The sequence below is a fragment of the Actinophytocola sp. genome (assembly GCF_035762905.1).
GTDB lineage: Bacteria > Actinomycetota > Actinomycetes > Mycobacteriales > Pseudonocardiaceae > DASYTH01.
Genome location: NZ_DASUCC010000085.1, coordinates 25293 through 51092, shown reverse-complemented (window position 1 = coordinate 51092; position 25800 = coordinate 25293). Strand labels below are relative to the sequence as shown.

24 protein-coding genes and 1 tRNA gene are annotated in these 25800 nt (G+C 70.2%); 14 read left to right on the top strand and 11 right to left on the bottom strand.

Going from position 1 to position 25800, the window contains the following annotated elements:
- Nucleotides 1–205 precede the first annotated feature (205 nt).
- Together VFV67_RS17420 and VFV67_RS17415 are read right to left on the bottom strand one after the other, a co-directional pair.
- Nucleotides 206–277 (bottom strand) — tRNA-Arg (locus VFV67_RS17420).
- Nucleotides 278–350: 73 nt separating this feature from the next.
- On the bottom strand, nt 351–1655 hold the full coding sequence (locus tag VFV67_RS17415; protein ID WP_326471269.1) for a PP2C family protein-serine/threonine phosphatase: 1305 nt from the start codon (nt 1653–1655) through the stop codon (nt 351–353).
- 124 nt (nt 1656–1779) lie between these two features.
- Between VFV67_RS17415 and VFV67_RS17410 the strand changes: the two genes are divergently transcribed.
- Nucleotides 1780–5538: a HAMP domain-containing protein gene (locus VFV67_RS17410; protein WP_326471267.1), complete on the top strand. Its 3759-nt coding sequence runs from the start codon at nt 1780–1782 to the stop codon at nt 5536–5538.
- Nucleotides 5539–5665: 127 nt separating this feature from the next.
- On the opposite strand, the gene VFV67_RS17405 is transcribed toward VFV67_RS17410, so the two are convergent.
- Nucleotides 5666–6583: a sensor histidine kinase gene (locus VFV67_RS17405; protein WP_326471266.1), complete on the bottom strand. Its 918-nt coding sequence runs from the start codon at nt 6581–6583 to the stop codon at nt 5666–5668.
- Between the two features lie 73 nt (nt 6584–6656).
- Complete coding sequence (locus VFV67_RS17400) at nt 6657–7076, bottom strand: CBS domain-containing protein (RefSeq protein ID WP_326471265.1); 420 nt, start codon at nt 7074–7076, stop codon at nt 6657–6659.
- A 119-nt stretch (nt 7077–7195) separates the two neighbouring features.
- Here VFV67_RS17400 and VFV67_RS17395 point away from each other — a divergent pair, with 119 nt between their 5' ends.
- Complete coding sequence (locus VFV67_RS17395; protein WP_326471263.1) at nt 7196–8779, top strand: thiamine pyrophosphate-requiring protein; 1584 nt, start codon at nt 7196–7198, stop codon at nt 8777–8779.
- On the top strand, nt 8776–9336 hold the full coding sequence (locus VFV67_RS17390) for a hemerythrin domain-containing protein (RefSeq protein WP_326471261.1): 561 nt from the start codon (nt 8776–8778) through the stop codon (nt 9334–9336). Before VFV67_RS17395 ends, VFV67_RS17390 begins: the two co-directional genes overlap by 4 nt.
- A 70-nt stretch (nt 9337–9406) precedes the next feature.
- On the opposite strand, the gene VFV67_RS17385 is transcribed toward VFV67_RS17390, so the two are convergent.
- Entirely contained in the window at nt 9407–10246 is an 840-nt protein-coding gene (locus tag VFV67_RS17385; RefSeq protein WP_326471260.1) for a class I SAM-dependent methyltransferase, read from the bottom strand.
- A 271-nt stretch (nt 10247–10517) separates the two neighbouring features.
- Here VFV67_RS17385 and VFV67_RS17380 point away from each other — a divergent pair, with 271 nt between their 5' ends.
- The 3 genes from VFV67_RS17380 to VFV67_RS17370 are packed head-to-tail and all read left to right on the top strand — an operon-like array spanning nt 10518 to nt 12881.
- On the top strand, nt 10518–11282 hold the full coding sequence (locus VFV67_RS17380; RefSeq protein ID WP_326471259.1) for an SDR family oxidoreductase: 765 nt from the start codon (nt 10518–10520) through the stop codon (nt 11280–11282).
- Nucleotides 11283–11328: 46 nt separating this feature from the next.
- Complete coding sequence (locus tag VFV67_RS17375; RefSeq protein ID WP_326471257.1) at nt 11329–11757, top strand: hypothetical protein; 429 nt, start codon at nt 11329–11331, stop codon at nt 11755–11757.
- Nucleotides 11754–12881, top strand: coding sequence for an aromatic ring-hydroxylating dioxygenase subunit alpha (locus VFV67_RS17370; RefSeq protein ID WP_326471256.1), 1128 nt, complete (start codon nt 11754–11756; stop codon nt 12879–12881). The genes VFV67_RS17375 and VFV67_RS17370 overlap by 4 nt, the downstream gene beginning before the upstream one ends.
- Here VFV67_RS17370 and VFV67_RS17365 read toward each other — a convergent pair.
- From VFV67_RS17365 to VFV67_RS17355, 3 genes are read right to left on the bottom strand one after another with little or no spacing between them, the layout of a single operon-like run.
- Nucleotides 12848–13264, bottom strand: coding sequence for a DUF6285 domain-containing protein (locus tag VFV67_RS17365; RefSeq protein ID WP_326471254.1), 417 nt, complete (start codon nt 13262–13264; stop codon nt 12848–12850). The two genes, VFV67_RS17370 and VFV67_RS17365, sit on opposite strands and share 34 nt — an antisense overlap.
- An 8-nt stretch (nt 13265–13272) precedes the next feature.
- Complete coding sequence (locus tag VFV67_RS17360) at nt 13273–14247, bottom strand: phosphotransferase family protein (RefSeq protein WP_326471252.1); 975 nt, start codon at nt 14245–14247, stop codon at nt 13273–13275.
- 27 nt (nt 14248–14274) lie between these two features.
- The gene (locus VFV67_RS17355) at nt 14275–14874 is read right to left on the bottom strand and encodes a DsbA family protein (RefSeq protein WP_326471250.1); all 600 of its coding nucleotides are present in this window, start codon (nt 14872–14874) and stop codon (nt 14275–14277) included.
- A gap of 177 nt (nt 14875–15051) precedes the next feature.
- Here VFV67_RS17355 and VFV67_RS17350 point away from each other — a divergent pair, with 177 nt between their 5' ends.
- From VFV67_RS17350 to VFV67_RS17340, 3 genes are read left to right on the top strand one after another with little or no spacing between them, the layout of a single operon-like run.
- Entirely contained in the window at nt 15052–15504 is a 453-nt protein-coding gene (locus tag VFV67_RS17350; protein ID WP_326471249.1) for a MarR family transcriptional regulator, read from the top strand.
- 21 nt (nt 15505–15525) lie between these two features.
- Nucleotides 15526–17037, top strand: a complete 1512-nt coding sequence (locus tag VFV67_RS17345; protein WP_326471247.1) for a DHA2 family efflux MFS transporter permease subunit — start codon at nt 15526–15528, stop codon at nt 17035–17037.
- A gap of 42 nt (nt 17038–17079) precedes the next feature.
- The gene (locus VFV67_RS17340; RefSeq protein WP_326471245.1) at nt 17080–18078 is read left to right on the top strand and encodes an NADPH:quinone reductase; all 999 of its coding nucleotides are present in this window, start codon (nt 17080–17082) and stop codon (nt 18076–18078) included.
- 316 nt (nt 18079–18394) lie between these two features.
- On the opposite strand, the gene VFV67_RS17335 is transcribed toward VFV67_RS17340, so the two are convergent.
- Nucleotides 18395–18754: a hypothetical protein gene (locus tag VFV67_RS17335; RefSeq protein WP_326471243.1), complete on the bottom strand. Its 360-nt coding sequence runs from the start codon at nt 18752–18754 to the stop codon at nt 18395–18397.
- Nucleotides 18755–18986: 232 nt separating this feature from the next.
- Between VFV67_RS17335 and VFV67_RS17330 the strand changes: the two genes are divergently transcribed.
- From VFV67_RS17330 to VFV67_RS17315, 4 genes are all read left to right on the top strand, one after another.
- Entirely contained in the window at nt 18987–20348 is a 1362-nt protein-coding gene (locus tag VFV67_RS17330; protein ID WP_326471241.1) for a helix-turn-helix transcriptional regulator, read from the top strand.
- Nucleotides 20345–20860 (top strand): flavoprotein, encoded by a 516-nt coding sequence (locus VFV67_RS17325; protein ID WP_326471239.1) that lies wholly within the window; start codon nt 20345–20347, stop codon nt 20858–20860. The genes VFV67_RS17330 and VFV67_RS17325 overlap by 4 nt, the downstream gene beginning before the upstream one ends.
- A gap of 339 nt (nt 20861–21199) precedes the next feature.
- Nucleotides 21200–21679 (top strand): MarR family winged helix-turn-helix transcriptional regulator, encoded by a 480-nt coding sequence (locus tag VFV67_RS17320; RefSeq protein ID WP_326471237.1) that lies wholly within the window; start codon nt 21200–21202, stop codon nt 21677–21679.
- Nucleotides 21680–21757: 78 nt separating this feature from the next.
- On the top strand, nt 21758–23206 hold the full coding sequence (locus tag VFV67_RS17315) for an MFS transporter (protein WP_326471235.1): 1449 nt from the start codon (nt 21758–21760) through the stop codon (nt 23204–23206).
- On the opposite strand, the gene VFV67_RS17310 is transcribed toward VFV67_RS17315, so the two are convergent.
- Complete coding sequence (locus VFV67_RS17310; RefSeq protein ID WP_326471234.1) at nt 23193–24197, bottom strand: LLM class flavin-dependent oxidoreductase; 1005 nt, start codon at nt 24195–24197, stop codon at nt 23193–23195. The genes VFV67_RS17315 and VFV67_RS17310 overlap by 14 nt on opposite strands.
- Before the next feature lie 80 nt (nt 24198–24277).
- On the opposite strand from VFV67_RS17310, the gene VFV67_RS17305 reads away from it, so the two are divergent.
- Complete coding sequence (locus VFV67_RS17305; protein ID WP_326471232.1) at nt 24278–25375, top strand: winged helix DNA-binding domain-containing protein; 1098 nt, start codon at nt 24278–24280, stop codon at nt 25373–25375.
- On the opposite strand, the gene VFV67_RS17300 is transcribed toward VFV67_RS17305, so the two are convergent.
- Nucleotides 25369–25782, bottom strand: a complete 414-nt coding sequence (locus tag VFV67_RS17300) for a hypothetical protein (protein WP_326471231.1) — start codon at nt 25780–25782, stop codon at nt 25369–25371. The genes VFV67_RS17305 and VFV67_RS17300 overlap by 7 nt on opposite strands.
- Between the last annotated feature and the right edge of the window lie 18 nt (nt 25783–25800).

Sequence of the window (25800 nt, the reverse complement as noted above, 5' to 3'; positions counted from 1 at the left end):
GACCGGCCGCAGCTGCCGGACGAGACGGCGTACGGCGTCACCTACGAGGAGATCGATGCCTATCTCACGGGCGAGCCGGTCAGCCGGGAGGCCCGCGAGGTGATCGAGCGCGCCTACGCGATCACACAGCACAAGCGTGCGCTTCCTGCGGCTCCCTGAGGCCCGGGGCCCTGCAGAGCCAGGATCCGACCGATCATCGAGAAGGCGCCCCCGGCAGGATTCGAACCTGCGCTCCCGCCTCCGGAGGGCGGTGCTCTATCCCCTGAGCTACGGGGGCCTGTTGACCGGGGAAGCTTAGCGTATGGGGGTGGGTGGGGCGGGGGTGGGATGGCGGGGGGTGGGACGGGGCATCAGGGGGTGGGGGTGCTTTGGATGGCTAGGAGGGCGATGTCATCGCGGCTGGCGTTGTTGGACCAGTGTTGGATGGTTTGGTCGATGTGGGTGGCGACTTGGTCGGCTTGGCGGCCTTGACAGAAGGATAGGGCTGTGCGGAGGCGTTCGGAGCCGAAGAGTTCTTCGCCGTCTTCGCCGCCGCGGGCTTCGGTGATGCCGTCGGTGTAGAGGATGCAGGTGTCTTGGGGGGCCAGTTCGACGGTGGTTTCGCCGAACTGGGCTTGGGGCATGATGCCGACGAGCATGCCGGGGATGGCGATGACTTCTACGGTGCCGTTGGCGCGGAGGATCAGGGGGGAGGGGTGGCCGCCGGAGCTCATGCGGAGGTGCAGGGAGCCGCCGCTGCGGCGGGTGATGGTGCCCAGCACCGCAGTGGCGAACTTGCTGCCGGATACGCCGAGGAGGGCCTGGTTGAGGAGGGTGAGGAGGGTGAGTGGGTCGTTTTCGACCAGGCGGAGGGCGGCTAGGGCGTGGCGGACGCGGCCGCTGAGGGCGGCGGCTTCGGCGCCGTTGCCGCAGACGTCGCCGAGGGTGAACAGGGTGCTGCCGTCGGGTTGGGGGTGCAGGTCGTAGAAGTCGCCGCCGACGTCGACCGGGCCGGCGGCGGGGCGGTAGATCGCCGAGAGGCGGACGCCGGGGAGGACCGGGAGGGCGGGCGGGCGCAGGGTGCTCTGCAGCTCGATGGAGGCGGCGCGGTGGCGGTCGAACTCGGCGGCGCCGTGGACGGCGCGGCTCACCCGTTCGGCGAACTCGGCCACGGTCCGGGCTTCGGTCTCGGCCGAATGCAGCGGTTGGGGGGGTTCCGGGCGGGCGAGCAGGAGGACACCGGGCGGCGGGGCGTCGGCCACGGCGGGCAGGGACACGACGGCCACGTCGGGGTAGCGCATCAGGGGTTCGGCGAACGCGGGCGGCAGCGCCTCGACCTCGGCCGGGGGCATGATGCCGACCCGCTTCAGGCCGTCAAGACCGGCGGTCAGGGTGGGGGCGGCGTCGACCGTGGGCCGGCGGATCCGGCCGCGGGTGCACCGGCCGCGCGACCAGCGCCACCAGTCCAGGCGGCCGCGGACATCCGGAAGAACCAGGACGGCACAGTCGGCGAGGGTCGGCACGGCCAACTCGACCACCATGGTCGCCGCCGAGTCGAGGTCGAAGGTACCCACCAGACGACCGCCGGCATCGGCGAGGAAAGACAGAAACCAAGCCTCGCCGACGTCCCGTTCGTCGGCGTTCGGCCGGGCGGCAGCCGGCTCGGCCCTATGCACGCCGCCTCATCCGAACCTCCCGACCGTCACAGACCCCGGTCAGTCGTAGCCTAACCGAGTCAGTGCCGATCGCCACCAAGCATGGGAGGCTGGAGGCCCGATATCGGTCTACCGGGAGGGCACCGTGGGATCCGATGGGTTGCTGTCCGCATTGCGGAACCTGCGTGACGGAGACTTCGGCTACCGGATCGCGGTCGACAGCACCGACGTCCCGGTCGAGTTGGCCACGGTGTTCAACGAGATCGCCGCGCACAACGAGGAACTGGTCGCCGAGCTGATCCGGTTGCGCGGCGCGGTCGGGCGGGACGGCCGGCTGGGCGAGCGCATCCGAAACGACCAGCGCACCGGCGGGTACGGCGACGCGGCCGACGCGGTCAACGGCCTGATCGAGGACCTGACCCGGCCGACCGTCGAGCTGAACCGGGTGCTGGGCGCGGTGGCCAAGGGCGACCTGTCCCAGCGGATGGCCCTGCTGCTGGACGACCGCCCGCTGCAGGGCCGGTTCGCCGAGCTTGGCCGCACGGTCAACGGTCTGCTCGAGCAGCTGTCCCTGTTCGCCACCGAGGTGACCCGGGTGGCCAGGGAGATCGGCACCGACGGCCGGCTGGGCGGCCAAGCCGAGGTGCCCGGGGTGGCCGGCACCTGGAAGGACCTCACCGACAACGTCAACGTGATGGCCGAGAACCTCACCGGTCAGGTGCGCAACATCGCCGAGGTGACCACCGCGGTGGCCCTCGGCGACCTCACCCGCAAGATCACCGTCGAGGTCTCCGGCGAGATGTTGGCCCTGAAGAACACCATCAACACGATGGTGGACCAGCTCTCCGCGTTCGCCGACGAGGTGACCCGGGTGGCCCGCGAGGTCGGCAGCGACGGCCGGCTCGGTGGCCAGGCCAAGGTGCCCGGGGTGGCCGGCACCTGGCGCGACCTCACCGATTCGGTCAATTTCATGGCCAACAACCTGACCACCCAGGTGCGCAACATCGCGGCCGTGGCGACCGCGGTGGCCAGCGGCGACCTGTCGCAGAAGATCTCCGTCGACGTCAAGGGCGAGATCCTGGAGCTGAAGAACACCCTGAACACGATGGTGGACCAGCTCTCCGCGTTCGCCGACGAGGTGACCCGGGTGGCCCGCGAGGTCGGCACCGAGGGCAAGCTGGGCGGCCAGGCGCGGGTGCGCGGGGTGGCCGGCACCTGGAAGGACCTCACCGACAACGTCAACGTGATGGCCGAGAACCTCACCGGTCAGGTGCGCAGCATCGCCGCGGTGGCCGGCGCGGTGGCCGGCGGCGACCTGTCGAAGAAGATCACGGTCGAGGCCAAGGGCGAGGTCGCGGCGCTGGCCGACACGTTCAACGGCATGGTGGACACGCTGCGCGCGTTCGCCGACGAGGTGACCCGGGTGGCCCGCGAGGTCGGCACCGAGGGCATCCTCGGCGGGCAGGCGCACGTGCGCAACGTGGCCGGGATCTGGAAGGACCTGACCGACAACGTCAACTCGATGGCGTTCAACCTGACCAGCCAGGTGCGCAACATCGCCCAGGTCACCACCGCCGTGGCCAGCGGCGATCTGTCCAAGAAGATCGACGTGGACGCCCGCGGCGAGATCCTGGAGCTGAAGAACACCCTGAACACCATGGTGGACCAGCTCTCCGCGTTCGCCGACGAGGTGACCCGGGTGGCCCGCGAGGTCGGCACCGAGGGCAAGCTGGGCGGCCAGGCGCAGGTCCGCGGGGTCGCCGGCACCTGGCAGGACCTGACCGAGAGCGTGAACCAGCTGGCCGGCAACCTGACCACCCAGGTGCGTGCGATCGCCGCGGTGGCCACCGCCGTGACCGCGGGCGACCTGACCAGGCAGATCACCGTCGACGCGTCCGGCGAGGTGGCCGAGCTCAAGGACAACATCAACCGGATGATCGGCAACCTCAAGGAGACCACCCGGACCAACCAGGAGCAGGACTGGCTGAAGACCAACCTGGCCCGGATCTCCGGCCTGATGCAGGGCCACCGGGACTTCGGCACGGTGTCCATGCTGATCCTGTCCGAGCTGGCGCCGCTGGTGAACGCCCAGCACGGCGCGTTCTTCCTGAGCCGGACCGATCCGGACCAGGTCACCACGCTCGAGCAGACCGCCGCCTACGGCCGGGTCAATGCCATCCCACCGCGGTTCGGGCTGGGCGAGTCGCTGGTCGGGCAGGCGGCGATGGACAAGAAGACGATCCTGGTTGCCGACGCTCCGCCGGACTACGTGAAGGTGGCGTCCGGGTTGGGCTCCACCCGCCGGATCCAGGTGATCGTGCTGCCGCTGATGTTCGAGGGCCAGGCGCTCGGCGTGATCGAGCTGTCCACCGTCAACCGGTTCACCGCCGTGCACCAGGACCTGCTCGAGCAGCTCAAGGAGCCGATTGGCATCGGGGTCAACACGATCCTGGCCAACGAGCGCACCGAGGCGCTGCTCGGCGAGTCGCAGCGGCTGGCCCAGGAGTTGCGGGCGCAGCAGCAGGAACTGCAGCGGTCCAACACCGAGCTGGCCGAGAAGGCGGCGCTGCTGGCCAGGCAGAACAGCGACATCGAGGTGAAGAACTTCGAGATCGAGCAGGCCCGCCAGGAGCTGGAGGAGCGCGCCCAGCAGCTGGCCATCGCCTCGAAGTACAAGTCGGAGTTCATGGCGAACATGTCGCACGAGCTGCGCACGCCGTTGAACAGCGCGCTGGTGCTGGCCAAGGTGCTGGCCGAAAACCACGACGACAACCTGACCGGAAAGCAGGTCGAGTACGCCCGGACCATCCACTCGGCCGGCAGCGACCTGCTCCAGCTGATCAACGACATCCTGGACCTGGCCAAGGTGGAGGCCGGTCACCTCGAGCCGCACCCGACCGAGGTGTCGGTACCCCTGCTGGTGGACTACGTCGAGTCCATGTGCCGGCCGCTGACCACGGACAAGGGGCTGGACTTCGAGGTCGTGGTCGACCCGGACACCCGGCCGGTGCTGCACACCGACGAGCAGCGGCTGCAGCAGATCCTGCGCAACCTGCTGTCCAACGCGGTGAAGTTCACGCACAGCGGTACCGTCCGGCTGCGGATCCGGATGGCCGGACCGAACGAGGTGCGCACCCCGGCGCTGCGGGCCGAGCCGGCGGTGTTCGCGTTCGCGGTGATCGACACCGGGGTCGGCATCCCGGAGGACAAGCTCGGCGTGATCTTCGAGGCGTTCCGGCAGGCGGACGGCACCACCAACCGCGCCTACGGCGGCACCGGGCTGGGCCTGTCGATCAGCCGGGACCTGACCCAACTGCTCGGCGGGGAGCTGACCGTGCGCAGCGAGCCCGGCGTCGGCAGCACGTTCACGCTGTACCTGCCGGCGACCGTGCCGGCCGCGAGCATGACTCCGGTGCTGTCCAACGGCGAGGTGCCGGTCCCGGCGCTCACCGCGGCACCCGATCCGGACCACGCGTTCGACCTGCGGTTCCGTGGAGTGAAGGTGCTGATCGTGGACGACGATCCGCGCAATGTGTTCGCCCTGACCGCGGTGCTCGAGCAGCGCGGCTTCGACGTGGTCTCGGCCGACACCGGGGTGTCCGGGATCAGGGTGCTCGAGCAGAATCCGGAGATCGCGCTGGTGCTGATGGACGTGATGATGCCGGAGCTGGACGGGAACGCGACGATCGCGGCGATCCGGAACATGCGCCAGCACGCCGATCTGCCGATCATCGCGGTGACCGCGAAGGCCATGCCGGAGGACCGGCAGCGCACGCTGGCCGCGGGCGCGAACGACTACGTGACCAAGCCGGTGGACGCGCACCAACTGTTGGAGCTGATGGCCGCGCACCTGGAGGAGGACATCGCGCTACCGGTAACTGCCAGTCCGCCTCTCCGGAATTAACTGCTGTCGTTGCGTTCCAGCGGAAGTGCGGTTGGCGGATCGATTGTGGCTGGGTGCCGCCCGGTGCCCCTGAGATTACGTTGGTGGGGCCTAGACCTTCACACGATGATCTCGGAACCAGGCTCTACTAGTCCGACAGGTGGAGGCGGACGGCGCCGGGAGCGAACTCGACCAGGTCGCAGAGTTGGTGGATCATCCACAGGCCGCGGCCGCCGGCGGCGGAGCTTGCCGGGCGGCGCCTGCCGGCCAGCGGGTCGGCCAGCCTGCCGCCGTCCCAGATCTCGGCAACCACGCCGGATCCGTTTCGCCATAAGGAAAGGATGCCGCGACCGCCGCCGTGCCGGATGGCGTTGGCGACCGCCTCTCCCACGGCGAGCTTGACGTCGACGCTGCGCTCGGCGGACAGCCCGCCGACGGTGCGGGCGAACTCCTCGGCCCGGGCGCGGGTGGGGACCAGGCTGCGCCGGTCGAACTCGCGGCGTTCGGCGTGCTCTGGCGCCGTGTCGAGCAGGTCGCAGCGGGCGGCGACGGCGATCGGGTCCAGGTAGTCGGGGCTGGGCTTCTCCTGCCCGTCGGACCACAGCACCGGGTGCGTGCGGGTGGCGTCGGCGAGCACGTCCGGAGGCAGTCCGGTCAGGTCGTACGGGCACAGGATGGTGACCGCAACGCCGGCGAACGCCAGGTTGATCAGCGCCTCGTGCCGGGTGGCCTCGCGGATCTCCCCCGCCGTGCGGGTGGCCCAGATCGGCTCGCCGACCAGCCTGGCTCGGCCGGCACCCCGGCCAGCGGCGAAATCGGTGAGCGCGGTCATGATCCGGCCCGGGTTGCGGCCCACCTCGGCCATGTTCAGCAGGGTGACCCGGTCGGCCGCTGGTCCGAGGTACTCGCGCAGCGGCCCGAGCCGCTCGGGGGGCACCGAGGCGAGCGCCGGCTCCCCGGCGTCCAGGCCGGCGCGCAGGAATCCGCCGACGCCGGCCAGGTAATCGTCGAGGCCGCGGTAGAACAGCGCGGGGTGCACGAAGCCGACCCCGTTCGTTCCACCCATGACCTCACCACCCAGAGTCACGATACTCCCAGGTGACACCATTCGTTTGGGGTAATACAGGGCCTGTCGTTCATCACTCGTTCGATACGGCTTCGACCAGGTCTCCGACCTGTGCGTCCGGCTGGGTCCGAGCGATGTCGGCCTGCGCCACGATACCGACCAGTTGCTGTTGTTCATCGAGCACTGGCACCCGACGCACCTGGTGTTGCTTCATCGTCTGCAGCACGGTGGCGACGTCGTCGTCGGCCCGCACGGTCACAACGGGCTCGTGCGGCACCTCGCCGGCGTGCATGGCCCGCGGGTCCTTCCCCTCGGCCAGCACCTTCACCACGATGTCCCGGTCGGTGAGCATCCCCTTGAGCCGGTTGTCCTCGCCGCACACGGGCAGCGCGCCGATCGACTCCTCGGCCATCCGGCGGGCCGCGTCCAGCACCGTGTCGCTGGTCCGGACGCACGTGGGGTTCGCGGTCATGATGTCCCTAGCGGTGGTCATCTCGTCCTCCCGCCATCGTTTTTCCAGTTCAGGCTCCTTGGCCGTACCCGGCACGGTGGGCGGACAAACCCCGTGGTTCGGGTGGGAGACCCCGGGTAACCCGGACCCGGGAGGAACTCATGTCCGAGACCGTCGCCGACCTCGTGGTGCGGCGACTGCGGGAATGGGACGTCGAGCTGGTCTTCGCCTTTCCCGGCGACGGGATCAGTCACCTGCTGGACGCGTTCGGGGCCACGGCCGGCGCGCCGCGGTTCGTGCAGGCCCGGCACGAGGAGATGTCGGCGATGGCCGCGGTCGGCTACGCCAAGTTCTCCGGCCGGGTGGGGGTCTGCCTGGCCACGTCCGGACCGGGCGCGATCCACCTGCTCAACGGGCTCTACGACGCCAAACTCGACCACGTGCCGCTGGTGGCGATCATCGGCGCGACCGCGCGCGGCGCCCAGGAGGTCAACCTGCAGGCGCTGTACGCCGACGTGGCCAGCATGGCGCTGATCGAGCTGACCGCGGCCGCCGAGGTGCCCACCGCGGTGGACCGGGCGATGCGGGCGGCCCTTGCGCAGCGCGAGCCGGTTGCCCTGATCATTCCGGCCCGACTGCAGGCCGAGCCGTATCCGCCGCCGGGCCCCGGGCTCCAGCCCGGGCCGCCCGGCCCGGCCCGCGCTGTGGTCGTGCCGCCGGCCGGGGAGATCGAGCGAGCGGCCCAGGTGCTCAACGCCGGATCGAAGGTGGCCATGCTGATCGGCCAGGGTGCCAGGGACGCCGCCGCCGAGCTGCGCGAGGTCGCCGAGGTGACCGGCGCAGGCGTTGCAAAGGCGTTGCTGGGCAAGGATGTGCTGCCGGACGAGCTGCCGTACGTGACCGGGTCCATCGGTTTGCTCGGTACCCGGCCGAGTTCCGGGCTGATGCGCGACTGCGACACGCTGCTGATCGTCGGCTCGAACTTCCCGTACCCGCAGTTCCTGCCCGGGTACGGCACCGCCCGCGGGGTGCAGATCGACATCGACGCCCGGGTCATCGGAATGCGTTATCCCACCGAGGTGAACCTGATCGGCGACGCCCGGGAGACGCTGGGCGCGCTGATTCCGTTGCTGGAGCGCAAGACCGACCGCGGTTGGCGGCGGCGAATCGAGTCCGATGTGGCCCAGTGGTGGCGGACCATGCGCAGCGCGGCGCTGACCGGTGCGGACCCGGTGAACCCGATGCGAACCGTGTGGGAGCTGTCCGAACGGGCGCCGGACGACCTGATCGTGACCGCCGACTCCGGCTTGCCGGCCAGTTGGTACGCGCGCGACCTACGGATGCGCGCGGGGATGCGCGGCTCGCTGTCCGGCACCCTGGCGATCACGGGATGCGGTGTGCCGTATGCGATCGGGGCGAAGTTCGCCCACCCGGACCGCCCGGTGGTGGCGCTGGTCGGCGCCGGGGCGATGCGGCTGAACGGGCTGACCGAACTGATCACCATCCAGCGCTACTGGTCCGAATGGACCGACCCCAGGTGCGTGATCTGCGTGCTGCACAACGATCTCAACCAGGTTCCGGGGGAGCCGCGGACGGACGTGTCGTACGCGGTGTTCGCCCGAGAGCTTGGTCTCGGCGGGTTCGACGTTGAGAACGCCACGGATCTGGGTATGGCTTGGGCAGACGCACTGAGCGCGGACTGTCCGGTCGTGCTCGACGTGCACTGTTGGGAGGAAGGAAGATGACGACGGAACGGACCGACCTGATCGACGTGATCCTGGCGGACCACCGGGAGTTCGAGAAGGTGTTCGCCGAGTTGGAGATGTTCGGTGGCACCGAGCAGGACCGACGGGATCTGCTCGATCACCTGATCGCCGAGCTGATGCGGCACGCGGTGGCCGAGGAGATGTTCATGTATCCGGCGGCCCGCAAGGCGCTGCCGGACGGGGACGAGATCGTCGATCACGAGATCGCCGAGCACAACGAGGCCGAGGACGGCATGAAGGCGCTGGAGGACATCCAGCCGTCCGACCCCCGGTTCGAGGAGATGGTGCTCAAGCTGATCCACGACGTGCGGCACCACCTCGAGGAGGAGGAGACCAAGCTGCTCCCCCGGCTGCGCGAGACTTGCTCGGCCGAGGAACTGTCGAAGCTGGGCGAGCGGGTGCTGGCCGCGAAGAAGATCGCGCCGACCCGGCCGCATCCCGCCGCGCCGGACACGCCGCCGGCCAACCTGGTCCTGGCGCCGGGCGTCGGGCTGATCGACCGGCTGCGGGACGCGCTCACCGGCCGCAAGGTCTGACCCGAGGTTCGGTTGGGGCGGGCGCGTGCCGCCCGCCCCAACCTGCAGCCCGCCGAAACTCCCTGCGGGGTCAGGGAGTTCGGCGGGCCGTGACCAGGTAGGCGGTACCCATCCAGCGCCGCAGGCCGCGGGTCGCGGTCCGCTCGGGGTGGGCGCGCCACCGGCGGGAGAACTTGCGCACCACGCGGTCGAACGGGGGCGGGACCGGGGTGAGGTCGAAGTAGACGACGTCCTCGGGGCGCAGGCCGAGATCACGCAGTTTGCCGCACAGCGCCCGGCGGGAGTATGCGCGGATTCCGGTGATGGGCGCGCCGTGGCGTTTTGCCACCGGCACGCCGACCAATTTCTCCAATCGGCCGAGTAGGCGCAGCGCCGGCCACCAGATGGACCATTCGAACAACCGGTAAATGCTGCGCGGGTTGAGCATCGTCACCAGAACTAAGCCATTCGGCCGAACGATGCGAGCCAATTCCCGCAAACCCTGGTCGGCATCTGCGTACTCGAGCACACCCATCGCGAGCACCACGTCGAAGCCGCCGTCCGGGACCGGCAGATCCTCGATCCGCGCCACCATGGTGTGCACGCCGGCGTCCCCGGCGCGGGCGGCCGCGGCGGCCACCATGGCCGGCGACAGGTCGCACGCGGTGATCTTGAAATCGGCCGGGCGGGTGTCCAGCAGGCGCTGGACCAGCATGCCCGGACCGCACCCCACATCGATCAACTCCCCGCCGGGACACTCGGCGATGGCCGCGAGCACCGCATGCAGCCGGGAGTGGAAGAACCGCGCGGTGGCCCCCCACCCGTCGTGCGCGGCGGCGTATCCGGCGGCCGCCGCGGCACCCTCGTACTGGTCTTCGACGGCGCTGTCCCTGGTTGGCCTGTTCGGCTGCTTGACATCGAAGGGTTGCACCCAAACTCCTCACAACGGTGGAGATCGAAAGCCGAGCCAATCGGACCATCTATCCCCCCGCATAGCTCTCGCTCGCGGTGCCGTTACGGGTTCGCGATCTAATCCCCCACATTTTTTGCCGGGTTAACCCACATGCGAACCAAATGCCCCAACGGCACGATTCCGGACACCGTGGGCGAACATCGAATTGGCGATCAAATGGCCGGCCGCCAACCAAATGGGAGCATCGTCCCCTTTCTGCGGAGCGCTACGCGGATGGGAGGCTGCCCTGGTGAGCTATCTGGAGCAACTGTTCTCGCTGCACGGCCGCACCGCCCTGGTCACCGGTGCCCGGACCGGACTCGGCGCGGCGATCGCCGGGGCGCTGGCCGGAGCCGGCGCCGACCTGGTACTGCTCGGTCACGGGGGGGATCTCTCCGCGGTGTGCCAGCAGGTCGAGGCACACGGCCGGCGCGCGTCGGTGGTCGAGGTGGAGCTGCTCGAGCCGGACCGGGTGGCCGGCGCCGCCGCGGCGATCCTGGCCGAGCACCGGATCGACATCCTGGTCAACAACGCCGGGACCATCCGGCGCGCGCCGGCCGAAGGGCACGCGCTGGCGGACTGGCGCGCGGTCTTCGCGGTGAACGTGGACTCGCTGTTCGAGTTGACCAGGGCACTGGTCCCGCCGATGCTGCACCGGCGGTCCGGCAAGATCATCAATATCGCGTCGATCCTGAGCTGCCATGGCGGCACCATGGTTTCCGGCTACACCGCGAGCAAGCACGCGGTGCTCGGCCTGACCCGGGCCTGGGCCAACGAATGGGCCCCGCACAACGTCCAGGTCAACGCCATCGCACCGGGCTTCTTCGACACCGACAACACCGCACCGCTGCGCGCCGACCCGCGGGCGTACCGGCAGACACTGACCCGGATTCCGGCCGGCCGCTGGGGCGATCCACCCGATCTGGCCGGCGCCGCCGTGTTCCTGGCCGGCCCGGGCTCCGACTATGTCAGCGGTCATGCCCTTGCCGTCGACGGCGGCTGGCTGGCTTTTTGACGAACGCCATCGCCGCGAGCCATGATCGACAGGTAGCGTCTGTGCTGTGACGGTGCGTGAACGGGTGGCGTGGATCGTGACGGCCGCGGTGGTGCTGGTGTCCACCGTCACCATGGTGATCGTGCTGAACTGGAAGGACGGCCGGCCCGAGGTGCGCTGCGCCGACGCGGTCATCGCGTACTTCCACGACGACGCCGCGATGCGGGTCGCCGCCGAGCGGCTCGACGGCGATCCGCGGATCGCCATGCTGTGGACCGAGACCCAGCAGCAGGCCTACGAGCGGTTCAAGGAAGTCTTCGAGAGCCAGCCCAACCTGGCCGGGCTGGCCGGGCCGGATTCGCTGCCCGCGACGGTGCGGGCGGTGCCCGCACCCGGGCTGACCGGCGAGGGTCTCGCCGGTCTGCTGAAGGGCGAGTTGGCCACGGCCGCGGAGGTCCGGCCACCCCAGTGCACCGTGGACTCGCCGACGGTATGACCTGGCCGCCCGCTCCGCTTGACCCGGACGAGTTGGCCGGCGTCGTGCGCCCGTTCGGTGCGTCCCGGATGCTGCCGGCCCGGGCGTACACCTCGGCCGAGGTGCTCGGCTGGGAGCACCGGCACCTGTTCGCCGGAACCTGGAGCTGCCTCGGCCGGCTGGCCGAACTGCCCGCGCAGCGCGGGGCCACGGTCGGCGATGTTCCGGTGCTGCTGACCCGGACCGGCGACGAGGTGCGGGCGTTCGCCAACACCTGCCGGCACCGCGGGCACGAACTGCTGCCGGACGGCGGTTCGGCGGACGGCCGGGTGGTCGTCTGCCCGTACCACGGCTGGGTGTACACAGTGGACGGTGCGCTGGCCGCGGCGCCGCGGTTTCGAGACGTGCCGGGGTTCGACCCGGCCGAGCACGGGCTGGTGCCGCTGCCGGCGCGGGTGTGGCACGGCTGGGTGTTCGTCAACGCGACCGGCGACGCGCCGCCGTTCGAGGAGTATGCCGGCGCACTGACCGAACTGGTCGCGCCGTACGCGCCGGACCGGCTCACCCTGGCCGCCCGGCACAGCTACGAGGTCCGGGCGAACTGGAAGCTGCTGCACGAGAACTACCAGGAGTGCTACCACTGCCCGCGGATCCATCCGGAGCTGTGCGCGGTGTCCCCGCCGGACAGCGGCGACAACTACGACCTGCCCGGCGCCTGGGTCGGCGGGTCCATGGACCTCCGGGACGGGATGGCCACCATGTCGGTGGACGGGCGGTCCGGCGGCGTCCCGCTGCCCGGAGTGGACCAGCGCCGGGTGCGCTACCTGGCGCTGCTGCCGGACCTGCTGCTCTCGCTGCACCCGGACTACGTGATGACGCACCGGATGCGGCCGGTCGCGCCGGACCGCACCCGGGTCGAGTGCTCCTGGCTGATGCCCGGCGGCGTGGCCGACCCGACCTACGCGGTGGAGTTCTGGGACCGCACGAACCGGCAGGACTGGGCCGCCTGCGAGTCGGTGCAGCGCGGGCTCGCCTCGCCGCACTTCCGGCCGGGGCCGTTCGCGCCCAACGAGGACGCGGTGCACCAGTGGGTCACGCTGGTGGGGCGGGCCTACCGGGGTGATCCGCCGTGGGCCGGCGGCTGAACATCCGGCCACCGCCGTTCCGCCTCGGCGAGCGAGGGATACCGGGGGTTGTCGATGGCCAGCCGGGCCAGCACGCTGCGGATCAGATGGTCGCGAACCGCATCGTCCGCTGTGGACAGTTCACCGGCCTGGATCTTGGCCGCCAGCAAGGCGTTCAGCGTGGGCAGGTCGGCGTCGGCATGGGTGAGGGCACGCAGCCGGGACAGTTCGGCGGCGGTCGTCCCGGGCCCGTCGGCCAGCTCCCGCCCGACGATCCGCAGCGCACCCGCGGCCACCCTGGCGTGGAAGGCCAGCGGGCCGGTCAGCGCGGGTCCGGCCTCCCGCTCCAGGAACTCGGCGACGGCGGCGACCAGTTCGGCGGCGGTCGGGCGTTCGTCCAGCATGGCGTACCTCACAGGGTGAGCAGCAGCAGGTCCAGCTCGGCCTCGGTGACCCGCCGGCCGATCGCGGCGCGTTCCACGGACGGCCGCTCGCCGCGCAGGTGGGCGAACGCTTGAAGCTGACAGATGATGCCCCACTTGAGCGAGCCGAACACCTCCCAGAACCGCACCCGGTCGTGGTCCACCGGGAGCCCGCTGGCCCGCTGGTAGGCGGCGTAGAAGTCCGCCCGGGAGCCGAACCCGCCGACCTCGCCGGCCCCGCCGAACCGCCAGGCGCGGGTGCACAGCCAGCCGATGTCCTCGGCCGGGTCGCCGAGATGGGCCAGCTCCCAGTCCAGCACGGCGACCAGGCCGCGCTCGTCGACCAGGAAGTTGCCGGTGCGGAAGTCGCCGTGGACAAGGCGAAGCGGTGCCGGCGGCGGGATGCGTTCGCGCAGCCAGGCGAATCCCAGCTCGAAGGTGGGCACCGGTTGGCCGATCGAGCGGTGCAGCGACTCGAGGAAGGTCAGCTGCTCGTAGGCGGGCAGTTGGGGCAGCGCCGGCAGGGCGTCCAGCGGGACCTCGTGCACCCGGGCCAGCGCCGTGGCGCAGTCGCCGGTGAGCGCCGCAAGGGCCACGGCGTAGGCGGGGTCCCGGAACAGTTTGCGCGGAATGGTCTCGCCGGGCAGCCGGCGCATCAGGTAGCCGGTGCCGAGCGCATCGTCGTCGGCGAAGGTGGCCAGCACGTCCGCGGTGGGCACCGCCGCACCGGCCGCCGCGCGCTGCACCAGCGGTTCCAGCCGCGGGTCGATGCCGAAGCTGATGTCGCCGCGACTCGCCCCGCGGCGCAGGATCAGCGCGTGCGCGGTTCCCGCGCCGTCGGTGGCGTCCACCGACCAGATGTCCGCGGACGCGCCGCCGGTGAGCGGTTCCAGCCGGTCGACCGTGACCGGCTCCGGCACCGCCGTCGCCAGCACCCGGGCGACGGCGTCGGGCGCGCACCTCATGGGTGCCCAACCTAGTTGGCGAGCGGGTCAGGTGAAGTCGAACTCGCCGGTTCGGGTGCGCTTGAGCTCGAAGAAGCGGGGGTAGCCGGCGAGCGTGCGGGCCGCGTCGAACAGTTCCGCGGCCTGCTCGCCACGCGGGATGGACATCAGCACCGGCCCGAAGAAGGCCACGCCGTCGATATGGATCGTCGGGGTGCCGACCTCCTCGCCGACCGGGTCCATGCCCTCGTGGTGGCTCTTGCGCAGCGCCTCGTCGTGCTCGGTGCTCTCGGCCGCGGCGGCCAGGTCGGCGGGCAGCCCCAGCTCGGCCAGCGCCTGCGCGATCACCGCCGGGAAGTCCTGGTCGCCGCCGTTGTGGATCCGGGTGCCCAGCGCGGTGTAGAGGTCGCGCAGCACGCTGTCGCCGTGCTCGGCCGCGGCGGCGATGCACACCCGCACGGGTCCCCAGGCCCGGTCGCAGAACTCGCGGTACCAGTCGTCCAGCTCGCGGTGCTCGTTGAGCACGGACAGGCTCATCACCCGGAAGTGCAGGTCGATGTCGCGGTGCCGCTCGACCTCCAGGATCCACCGGGAGGTGATCCAGGCGAACGGGCAGGCCGGATCGAAGTAGAAGTCCACCTTCGTCATCGGTTCCCCTCCGGTAATTTCGGGTGCGCCGCATTATGTCGGCCACGTACGGTGGCGCGCATGTGAGTCGATCGGGACCGCTGCTGTCCTGTGTGGATCGTCACAGCCACCCGAGCATGAATTCAACACCGGTTCACTTGCGCCGTTGATATTGTTGCGTCTGTGCAAGTTTCTCGCGTGTCGGTCGATCAGCTCACCGGAGTGCTGGCCGAGTTCTTCACGCTGCTGACCAAGGCCGGCGAGGCGCGCAGGTTCGTCCTCGCCGCAGGCCTGGACCTGTCGTTCTCCCAGCTGTGCATCCTGTTCATCCTGGACACCGGCGATCATGAACCGTCGCTGCACGAGCTGGCCGAGCGGCTGGGGCTGTCCGTGGCGGCCGCCGGCCGTGCGGTGGACGGCCTGGTCCGGGCGGGACTGGTCGCCCGACGTGAGGACGAGCACGACCGCCGGGTCAAGCGGGCGAGCCTCGCCGAACCCGGCCGGCAGCTGTTGCTGCGCCTGTCCGAAGCACACCAAGAGGGGCTGCGTGCGTTCGCTGTCCTGCTCACCGAGCGGGAGCGCCGCAAGCTCCACGACGCGCTGGCGCCGATCCTGGCACGGCCGGAACTACACGCAAAGGAGTCGCGATGAGTACCGGGGGGACAGTCGACGGTGCCGGGGGCACCGTCCGGAACGGGGCTCGATCGCAAGCTCCTCGCCGTCGGTGCGGTCGTGGTGCTCGGCGCGATCATGTCGATCCTCGACGTGACCGTGGTGAACGTCGCCATCAGCAAGCTCTCGGTCGAGTTCGAGACGTCGCTGGAGACCATCCAGTGGATCGCCACCGGCTACACGCTCGCACTGGCCACGGTGATCCCGCTGACCGGCTGGGCCGCGGACCGGTTCGGCACGAAACGGCTCTACCTCACCGCGATCACGCTGTTCCTGATCGGATCCGCGCTGGCCGGCACGGCCTGGTCGGTCGAGTCGCTGATCGGCTTCCGGGTGTTGCAGGGCCTCGGCGGCGGCATGATCATGCCGGCCGGCATGATCATCCTGACCCAGGCGGCCGGACCGCAGCGGATCGGCCGGGTGATGAGCGTGCTCGGCGTGCCGATGCTGCTCGGCCCGATCTTCGGCCCGATCCTCGGCGGCTGGCTGGTCGACGACGTGTCCTGGCGCTGGATCTTCTTCATCAACGTGCCGGTCGGGATCATCGCGCTCCTGCTCGGCCTGCGCATCCTGCCGACCGACCAGCCCAAGCCGACCAAGAAGCTCGACCTGCTCGGCGTGCTGCTGCTCTCCCCCGGTCTGGCCGCGTTGATCTACGGCCTGGCCCAGGTGCCGAAGGCCGGCGGGTTCACCGGCGCCGAGGTACTGGTGCCGGCGATCGCCGGGGCCGCGCTGATCATCGCGTTCGTCGTGCGGGCCAACCGCACCGCGAACCCGCTGATCGACCTGAAGCTGTTCCGCAACAAGACGTTCTCGGTGTCGTCGACGGCCATGGTGCTGTTCGCGGTGGCGTTCTTCGGCGCCATGCTGATGCTGCCGCTGTACTACCAGACCGTGCGGGCCGAGACCGCGCTGTCCGCGGGTCTGCTGCTGGCGCCGCAGGGCATCGGCGCGATGCTGACCATGCCGATCGCCGGCATCGTCGCCGACCGGTTCGGTCCGGCCCGGATCGCGCAGGCCGGCATCGTGGTGATCGTGGCGGGCATGGCGGTGTTCACCCAGCTCGGCGCGGACACCTCGTACTGGCTGCTCGGCTCCGCCCTGTTCGTCATGGGGATGGGCATGGGCATGACCATGATGCCGATGATGTCGGCGGCGCTGCGCACGATCACCAAGTCGGAAGTGGGTGGAGCCTCCACCTCGCTGAACATCATCCAGCAGATCGGCGGCTCGATCGGCACCGCGATCATGGCGGTCATCCTGTCCAGTGAGCTGGCCGAGCGGCTGCCCGGTGGCGGTGACCGCGGCGGGCTCGGCGCGGCCCAGAGCGTGCCGCCGGAGCTGCGCGAGCAGGTCAACCCGCTGATCGCCGACGCGTTCGGCTCGACGTTCTTCTGGTCGCTGGCACTGCTGGCGGTGGCCTTCGTGCCGGCGCTGTTCCTGCCGCGCGGCAAGGCACCGGTCGACCCGGAGTCCACTGCGGACGAGCGGGTGGCCCTACCGGTCGGGTGACCGCCTGACATCGACCGCCCCGCGCGTGGTATGCACGACCGCATGAAAGCGATCGTGTACGCGCGGGGCGGTTTCGATCTGGTCGACCTTCCGGTGCCCGAGCCCGGGCCCGGCGAGGTCCGGGTCAAGGTCGCGGTGTCCGGGGTGAACCCGACCGACTGGAAGGCGCGGGACCGGGTGGCCGAGCCGGACGGCCGGACCGTGCCCAACCAGGACGGCGCCGGGGTGGTGGACGCGGTCGGGCCGGACGTGTCCCTGACCGTCGGTACCCGGGTCTGGCTCTGGGAGGCGGCCTGGCAGCGCCCGGACGGCACCGCTCAGGAGTTCGTCGTGCTGCCCGAGCGGCACGCGGTGCCGCTGCCCGAGCGCGCCGCGTTCGACCTCGGCGCGAGCATCGGCATCCCGGCGCTCACCGCGCACCGCTGCCTGACCGTCGCCGACGGCGGCCCGGACCGGCTCGCCCCCGGGGCGCTGTCCGGCCGGATGGTGTTGGTCGCCGGGGGCGCGGGCGCGGTCGGCAACGCCGCGATCCAGCTCGCCAAGTGGGCCGGCGCCACCGTGGTCAGCACGGTGAGCGGGCCGGAGAAGGCGGAGTTGGCCAAGGCGGCCGGCGCCGACCACGTGGTCAACTACCGCACCGGCAACGCGGTCGAGGCGATCGAGTCGTTCGCACCGGCCGGAGTGGACATCGTGGTCGAGGTGTCCCCGGCGACGAACGCCCCACTGGTCGCCGCCGTGGCCGGTCCGAACGCGACGGTCTCGGTGTACGCCACCGACGGCGGGGACGGCGCGACCCTGCCGGTGTTCCCGTTGATGGCGCACAACATCCGATACCAGTTCGTGCTGGTCTATACCGAACCCGTTGCCGCCAAGGAGAACGCCATCGCCGACGTGACCGCGGCGGTGGCCGCGGGCGCACTGCGCGCCGGTCCCGAGGCCGGCCTCCCCCTGCACCGTTTCCCCTTGGCGAACACCGCCGAGGCCCACGCAGCAGTACGCGCCGGCGCCGTCGGCAAGGTCCTCATCGACATCCCCGGCTGACAGTCCCCGGCTGACTGTCCCCGTCAACCGAGTCCCCGGCTCCAGCAACCGAGTTCCCCGCTCCAGCAACCGAGTCGCCGGCTCCAGTCAGTGAGTTCCCGGTTCCGGGCCCACGAGTCCCGGTTCCGGGTCGCCGGGTGGGCCTGGGTGCCGTCCCCGGCAGCGTCGGAACGCTCGGGTCGGTCACCTTGGCGGGGCTGGGCCCGGCGTTCCGCAGGTGGTGTCACCGTCAACCCACTCGGCGCGGCCCGGCGCCTGCGGCGCCGGGCGCCGCAGGCGCCCGGCGAAGCCGGGCGGTCATCCGGCGGCGAGGACCTCACGCTTCGTCCTTGACCATCGGCAGTATCACCGTCGGAAACTGTCCCTGCTCATCCGCCCGTATCGGACTGGCGTACAGGTCGTCCGTCGGCCAGTTGAGCCGGATGCCCTCGCCGCGCTCGATGGCGTCCTGGAGCAGTTCGGCCACGGTGATGGCCTCGCCCTGGCCACGGAACAGGTGGCCGGGCCGGTGGTAGTCCTCGATGCGTCCACCATTGCTCTGTTCATCTCTGGCGTGGTGCCGCATCGCGTGCAGTCTCCGGTGCTGTCGGGTGTTAATGATCAAGAACGACCCGGCCACCACCAGCCCGATGGCTAGCGGCACCATGAGCGTCAGGGCTACCGACACCGCGTCCATGGCTCACGGGCCGAAGTCCGCGTCCGGATAAGCCGCAGCGTGATGTCGTCGGCGATGGTCGGGCGGAGACTGTTCATCTGCGGGGCCGTACTTTCGCTGTCGTTGTCGTGGGTGCCTGAGATCACCAAAACAGTGAATGCACGCTGTGCGTTATCCTGTGCCGACTGTTGCCACACCGGTCGTCACCTGCGGTTATGCTCGTTGCCTTAGCTGACGGACCGACACTGACCAGGTGGACGACGACATGGCCAGGGAGCCGGAAGCCATCGCCGAGCTGCGCCGTTCACTCGGCGCACAGCTCGCCACGTTCCGGCAAGCTGCCGGGCTGACCCAGGGTCAACTCGGCAAGCTAGCGATCTGTGATCGCACCACCATGGTTCATATCGAGAAGGGTCGGGCTCGAGCGGAGGAGCGCTTCTGGCGGACCGTTGATTCCGCCTGTGCGGCCGGTGGAGTGCTTGTCACGGCTTACTTGGAGCTAGCGGCCGCCAAAGCTGAGTACGAACAGCGTGAGCGTGGCCAGCGCCTTGCCACTGTCCGAGCCAAGGCTGCCGAATTGAGGGGCCAACCCGGTTCTCATCATGGTCAGGGGCGTGGGGGCGACATCGGGCGCGTCGACATGCCCGAACTGGAGCGGCTTCGTGGTGCACTGCTTGGTCATCAACGTGAGCTTGAGTCCTCTTCACATGGTGGTGCCGCGCCAACTGCCGCCCAGCTTGCGGCGGGCGCGATGCAAGCCCACCGGTTGTACCAACGGGCGGACTATGCGGGTGCCGCTCGGATGCTGCCGCAGATTATTGATCGCATCGAAGCCGCACCGATCAGCACTACCGTTCCCGCACAGACAAAAGCTGCCGCCTATCTCGTCGCCGCGAAGTTGGCAACCAAGGTGGGAGACAGCAGCCTGGCATGGGTGGTCGCTGACCGAAGTCTGCGGCTTGCTTCGGAAACCGACCGATCCGGACTGATTGGTATTGCCAACTATCAGGTAGCGTGCGCGTTGCTGGGAGGTGGTCGCCTCGCCGAGGCTGAGCAAACCGCCGCCCGGGCCGCCGACCTTGTCGCCAGCAACGCCAACTCTGCCCGGTCGGACATTGAGGAAATCCTGGCGGCGCAGGGCGCCCTTTTGTTGTTGCTCGCAATTATGGCGGCTCGCCGCGGTGATGCGCACACCGCCAAGAAGTATTTGCGAGCCGGCGCCTTGCTGGCGGAACGGCTACGACAAGACGGCAACTGGCTGTGGACAGCCTTCGGCCCGACGAACGTCGCCATTCATGAACTTGCCGTACAGGTGACACTCGGCGATTGGCGTACGGCTTTGCAAATTGGTGAACGCATCGACACTGAGGTGTTGCCGGCCGGATTGCTTGGTCGGCGTTCACAAGTTCATCTCGAACTAGGTTGGGCGTCGGTTGGACAAGGTGACGACGGCTTGGCCGTACTTCACCTGCTGGAAGCCGAGCGTGTCGCCAAGCAAGCCGTTTCGCGCAACGCCAACGCTCGGGCCTTGTTGAGCACCTTGCTGGCTCGCGAGCGCAAGAGTGCCACCCCTGGCCTGCGCGCACTGGCAGCCAGGGCCGGAGTGTTCCAGTGACCGCGTCACAGCCGAAGCGCGTGTTATACCTCGTCGTCTGCGCCGCACCACCGGCCCAAGCCATCAGCGAGTTGGTGGAGTTGTTGCACGAACAAGGCTGTGCTGTCTGTGTGATTGCCACGCCACGCGCCACTACCTGGATCGATGACTCCGCGCTTGCCGAGCAGACCGGCTACCCGGTGCGACACGACTACAAACGACCCGATGATCCCGATGTCTTGCCGCCGGCGGACGCCATAGCAGTGGTGCCCGCAACATTCAATACGATCAATAAGTGGGTTGCGGGCATTAGTGACACGTTCGCGCTGGGGTTGCTCAATGAGGCAATTGGACTCGAGCTGCCAATAGTGGTCGCACCCTATGCAAAACCCCCCTTGGCGGCACATCCGGTGTTCGAGCGGAACCTGCGAACCCTGAGCGATTGGGGCGTGACCGTGTTGCCGAATGAGGCTATTCGGCCGCAGCGAATCGAGCTTCCCTTTAACTGGCAGCCCATCAGTGAGCTGTTTTAATCCCCGCGTGGATGCGTTGGTGGGTGAGGGACTGTAGGCCAGGGGATTCAACCAAGGGCTTCGTATGTTGTTCAGTTGACGCACGCGATGTCAGCGTCGGGAACGGAGTTTGGGCTGCTGGCACCGATGCCCGGCTGTTTGTAGGTCCATATGACGGCCTGCGACGACTACCGGGCGAAGATCAAGAGCACCCGAGCCCAGGACTTAGGTGCTGGCCGCGGCGGTGCGCAGTCCGGTGGTCGGCGGAGCGATGCCGTGCGAATCAGGATCGACAACTGCTCGGGCAACCCGTCCGGTCAGTAGATAATCCCGTTGCGGACGGACTGGTAGGCTGGTGGGATGGGTACGCGGGTGCGGGGTGAGGTTGGGGTCGATCTGATGTTCCTGCTGGCGCAGGCCAGTCATGTGCTGATGACCGAGCTTACCGCGGCGCTGGAGGAGTTGGGGGTCAGCCAGCGGCACTACTGCGTGCTGTGCAAGGCGTTGGAGGGTGGGGAGCTGACGCAGATCCGGCTTGCCGAGCTGTGCGGGATGGACAAGACCACGATGGTGGTCACGCTCGACGAGTTGGAGCGGGCGGGGTTGGCCGAGCGGCGGCCCTCGGCGACCGACCGCAGGGCCCGGATCGTCGCGGTGACCGCGGCCGGCGCGAAAACCGTGCGGGACGGGCGAAAGCTGGTCGACCGCATCTACGCCGACGTGTTGGACACGCTGCCGGCCAGGGAGCGCGACGGGTTCGTCGGCGGGCTGACCAGACTGGTCGGCGACCGGTTGTCAACCCCGGTCCAGTGTGACCGCCCAGTGAGACGCCGGATCTAATCGTCCGTTAATAGATCGTCTGAAACGAAACTATCTGCTACGGTCGCTCCTGGAACGCAAGGACCAGGAGGGGATTTCGTGTCTGCGACAGTCCAACCGCACCGGGACGCCCGGTGGCTCGCGCTGCTCGTGCTGTGCCTCGGCATGCTCATGATCGTTCTCGACATGACCATCGTGAACGTGGCGCTGCCGGCCATCCGGGACGACCTCGGCTTCACCCAGACCAGCCTGGCCTGGGTGGTCAACGCCTACCTGATCGCCTTCGGCGGCCTGTTACTACTGGCCGGCCGGGTCGGTGACCTGATCGGGCGCAAACGCATGTTCCTCACCGGGCTCGGCGTGTTCACCGTGGCCTCCGCGCTGTGCGGGGCGGCGGTCACCCCGGAGATGCTCATCGGCGCCCGGTTCCTGCAGGGCGTCGGCGGCGCCATGGCCACCGCCGTGACCCTGGGCATGATCGTGACCATGTTCCCCGAGCGGGACGAGCAGGCCAGGGCGATCGGCGTGTTCAGCTTCGTCGCCGCGGCCGGCGCCTCGATCGGCCTGCTGGCCGGCGGCGTGCTCACCCAGGCGCTCAACTGGCACTGGATCTTCTTCGTCAACATCCCGATCGGCATCGGCGCCGCGCTGCTGACCGCCCGCCTGGTCCGGGCCGACCACGGGATCGGCTTCGGCGCCGGGGCCGACGTGACCGGCGCCGGACTGGTCACCGCCGCGCTGATGCTCGGCGTCTACACGATCGTCAAGACCGAGGAGTACGGCTGGGACTCGGCCCACACGCTGATCCTCGGCCCGATCGCCGCCGCGCTGCTCGCCGCGTTCGTCGCCCGGCAGCGCACCGCGGCCAACCCGCTGCTGCCCCTGCGGGTGTTCCGCTCCCGCAACGTGACCGGGGCGAACGCGATCCAGATTCTCATGGTGGCCGGCATGTTCGGCATGTTCTTCCTCGGCACGCTCTACATGCAGCAGGTGCTCGGCTACGACGCGCTGGAGATCGGGCTTGGCTTCCTGCCGACGGCGCTGGCCATCGGCGGTCTGTCGGTGGGCCTGTCCGCCCGGCTGATCACCCGGTTCGGCGCCCGCCGGGTGCTGCTGCCCGGCCTGACGCTGGTCCTGGCCGGCCTTGCGCTGTTCACCCGGGCGCCGGTGGACGGCGGCTACCTGGCCGACGTGCTGCCCTCGGTGCTGCTGATGGGCATCGGCGCCGGGCTCGCCTTCCCGAGCATGATGACGCTGGCCATGTCCGGTGCCACCGAAAGCGACGCCGGGCTCGCCTCCGGGCTGGTCAACACGACCGCGCAGGTCGGCGGCGCGCTCGGGCTCGCCGTGCTGGCCACGCTGTCCACCGCCCGCACGGCCGACCTGCGGGCCGCCGGGGTGGCCGAGCCGGACGCGCTGACCAGCGGGTTCCGCCTGGCGTTCGGCATCGGCGCGGTGCTGGTGGCGCTGGCCCTCGGACTCGCGGTCACCGTGCTGCGGTCCGCGGCCGAGCCGGACGCCGACCGGGACCCGGTCACGGTGCACTGAGTCGCGGGATCACCTCGGTGCCGAACAGCCGGATCACGGCCAGCACATCCGGCTGGGCCAGCCCGCCGATGTCGACGATCACCAGGTGCGCGTCCAACCCGAGCAGGGTGGCGAGCTGGTTGAGCCGGCCCGCCACCTGCTCGGGATCGCCGCACACCGCCGCGCCGGCCAGCAGCTTGTCGATGTCCAGCCGGGTGCCGTCGCCCCGCCACTCGTCGGCGAACGACGCGTAGGAGGCCAGGTACGGCCGCCATCGGGTGTGCGCCTCGGCGGTCGACTGCGCGACGAACACGTGGCTGGGCAGCGCCACCCGGGCGTCCGCGGAGCGGATCCGCTCGCGGTAGCGGCTGACCACCGGCAGGTGCGCCACCGGGTCGCGCAGCGTGCTCGGCAGCATCAGCGGCAGGCCCAGCTCCACGGCCAGGTCGGCCGACGCCGCCGAGCCGCTGCCGATCCACACCGTCGGCCGGGGCGTCTGGACCGGGCGCGGCGTGGTGGTCACCGCCGCCAGCGGGCCGCGGAACCGCCCGTTCCAGGTCACGTCCGGCTTCTCCAGCAACAACAGCAGCAGGCGCAGGTGCTCGTCGAACCGGGCGCGCAGCTGGCCCTGGCCGATTCCGAACGCGGCGTCGGTCTCCTGGGACACGCCCCGCGCCACGATCAGCTCGGCCCGGCCGCCGGAGAGCACGTCGAGCGTGGCCAGTTCCTCGGCGACCAGCACCGGGTCGCGGTGCGCCAGCAGCGTCACCCCGGTGGACAGCCGCAGCGTGCTGGTCCGCGCGGCGATCGCGGCCAGCACCAGCTCCGGCGCGGAGACGATGTAGCGGGTGAAGTGGTGCTCACCGATCGCCACGCCGGTGAACCCGGCCTCCTCGGCGACGATCGCCTGCTCGACCATGGCGCGCAGCCGCTCGGCCTCGCTGACCGCCAGCCCGGTCCGTGGGTCCGGCAGGTGATCACCGAGAATCAGCAGGTAGACCTCGGGCCGCACGGGCGCCACCCTTCGTCGTTCGGTAACCCTGCTGCCATTGTCGACCCACCGGGCCGCATGACCGCTGGAACGGAGATCGGATGTCACCGGCCACGTTGCTCCCGCGGGCGCTCAACCGGGCCACGCTGGACCGCCAGCTGCTGCTGCGCCGCACGGCGATGCCGCTGCTCGAGGCGATCGAGCACCTGGCCGGGCTGCAGGCGCAGACCCCGCACACCTGGTACCACGGCCTGTGGTGCCGGCTGACCGGGTTCGACCCGGACGCGCTCGGCGCGCTGCTCACCGAGCGGAAGGTGGTGCGGATGGCGCTGATGCGCTCGACCATCCACCTGGTCACCGCCCGGGACTGCCTGGCGATGCGCCCGCTGGTGCAGCCGGTGATCGAGCGCAGCATGGCGAGCAACTTCGGCCGCAACCTGGTCGGTCTGGACGCGGACGCGGTCGACACCGCCGCCCGGGCGCTGCTCGAGGACCGGCCGATGATCTTCCGCGAGCTGGGCCGGGCGCTCGCCCAGCGGTGGCCGGACCGCGACCCGGACTCGCTGGCGCAGGCGGTCCGGGCCCGGGTGCCGCTGGTCCAGGTGCCGCCGCGCGGGGTCTGGGGGCGCAGCGGCCGGCCGGCGCATACCACCGTGGAGCACTGGCTGGGTCGCGGCGTCGACCCGACGCCGTCCATCGACGAGCTGGTGCTGCGCTACCTGGCCGCGTTCGGCCCGGCCAGCGTGCTGGACGCGCAGACCTGGTCCGGCCTGACCCGGCTGGCCGAGGTGTTCGACCGGCTGCGTTCCGGCCTGGTGACCTTCCGGGACGAGGGCGGCCGGGAGCTGTTCGACCTGCCGGGCGCGCCGCGGCCCGACCCGGACACCCCGGCCCCGCCGCGGTTTCTCTACGACTACGACAACCTGCTGCTCTCGCACGCCGACCGGAGCCGGGTGGTCACCCCGGCGGTCCACCAGCAGGGCTACCGGGAGCGCAACGTCATGCCGAGCCTGCTGCTGGTCGACGGCGTCACCCGGGGCGAATGGCGGATCACCCGCGCGGGCGGCACGGCGACGCTGGCCGTCCGGCCGTTCGACCCGCTGTCCGGCGCGGACGGCGCGGCGGTGGCCGAGGAGGGTGCCCGGTTGCTGGCGTTCGCCGCGCCCGGCGACGCGCCCGAGGTCCGGTTCGCTCAGTAGACCAGGGCGAGCACCGACCGGGCCGGCGGCAGCGCGCGGCGCGGCGGCTCGACCCAGCGCTCGGAGGGGTTCACCGGAATGGCGACGTGGCTGCCTGGCGGCGCCAATTCCACGTCTCCGGAAATGGTCGAATTCGCCGGCGTGCCGGGGCCGACCAGAAATGTCCACCGGGTTCCGTCCGGGCTGGCGAAAATGGGCACCGGGCCGGTCAGCCGGTCAAGGACCCGGGCGCCCAGGCCGGCCGGCATGCTCACCGCGTTCAGCACCCGGCCGAGCGCGACGACCAGATGACGCGCGCCGACCTGCACGGACACCGGCCAGCCGAACGATTCCTGGTAGCTCGACCGGGCGTCGGCCAGCTCCCGGAGCCATCCGGGGGCCGGTGCCGTCGCCTCAGAAATCCGCATAACAAAATCGTGTTTCGT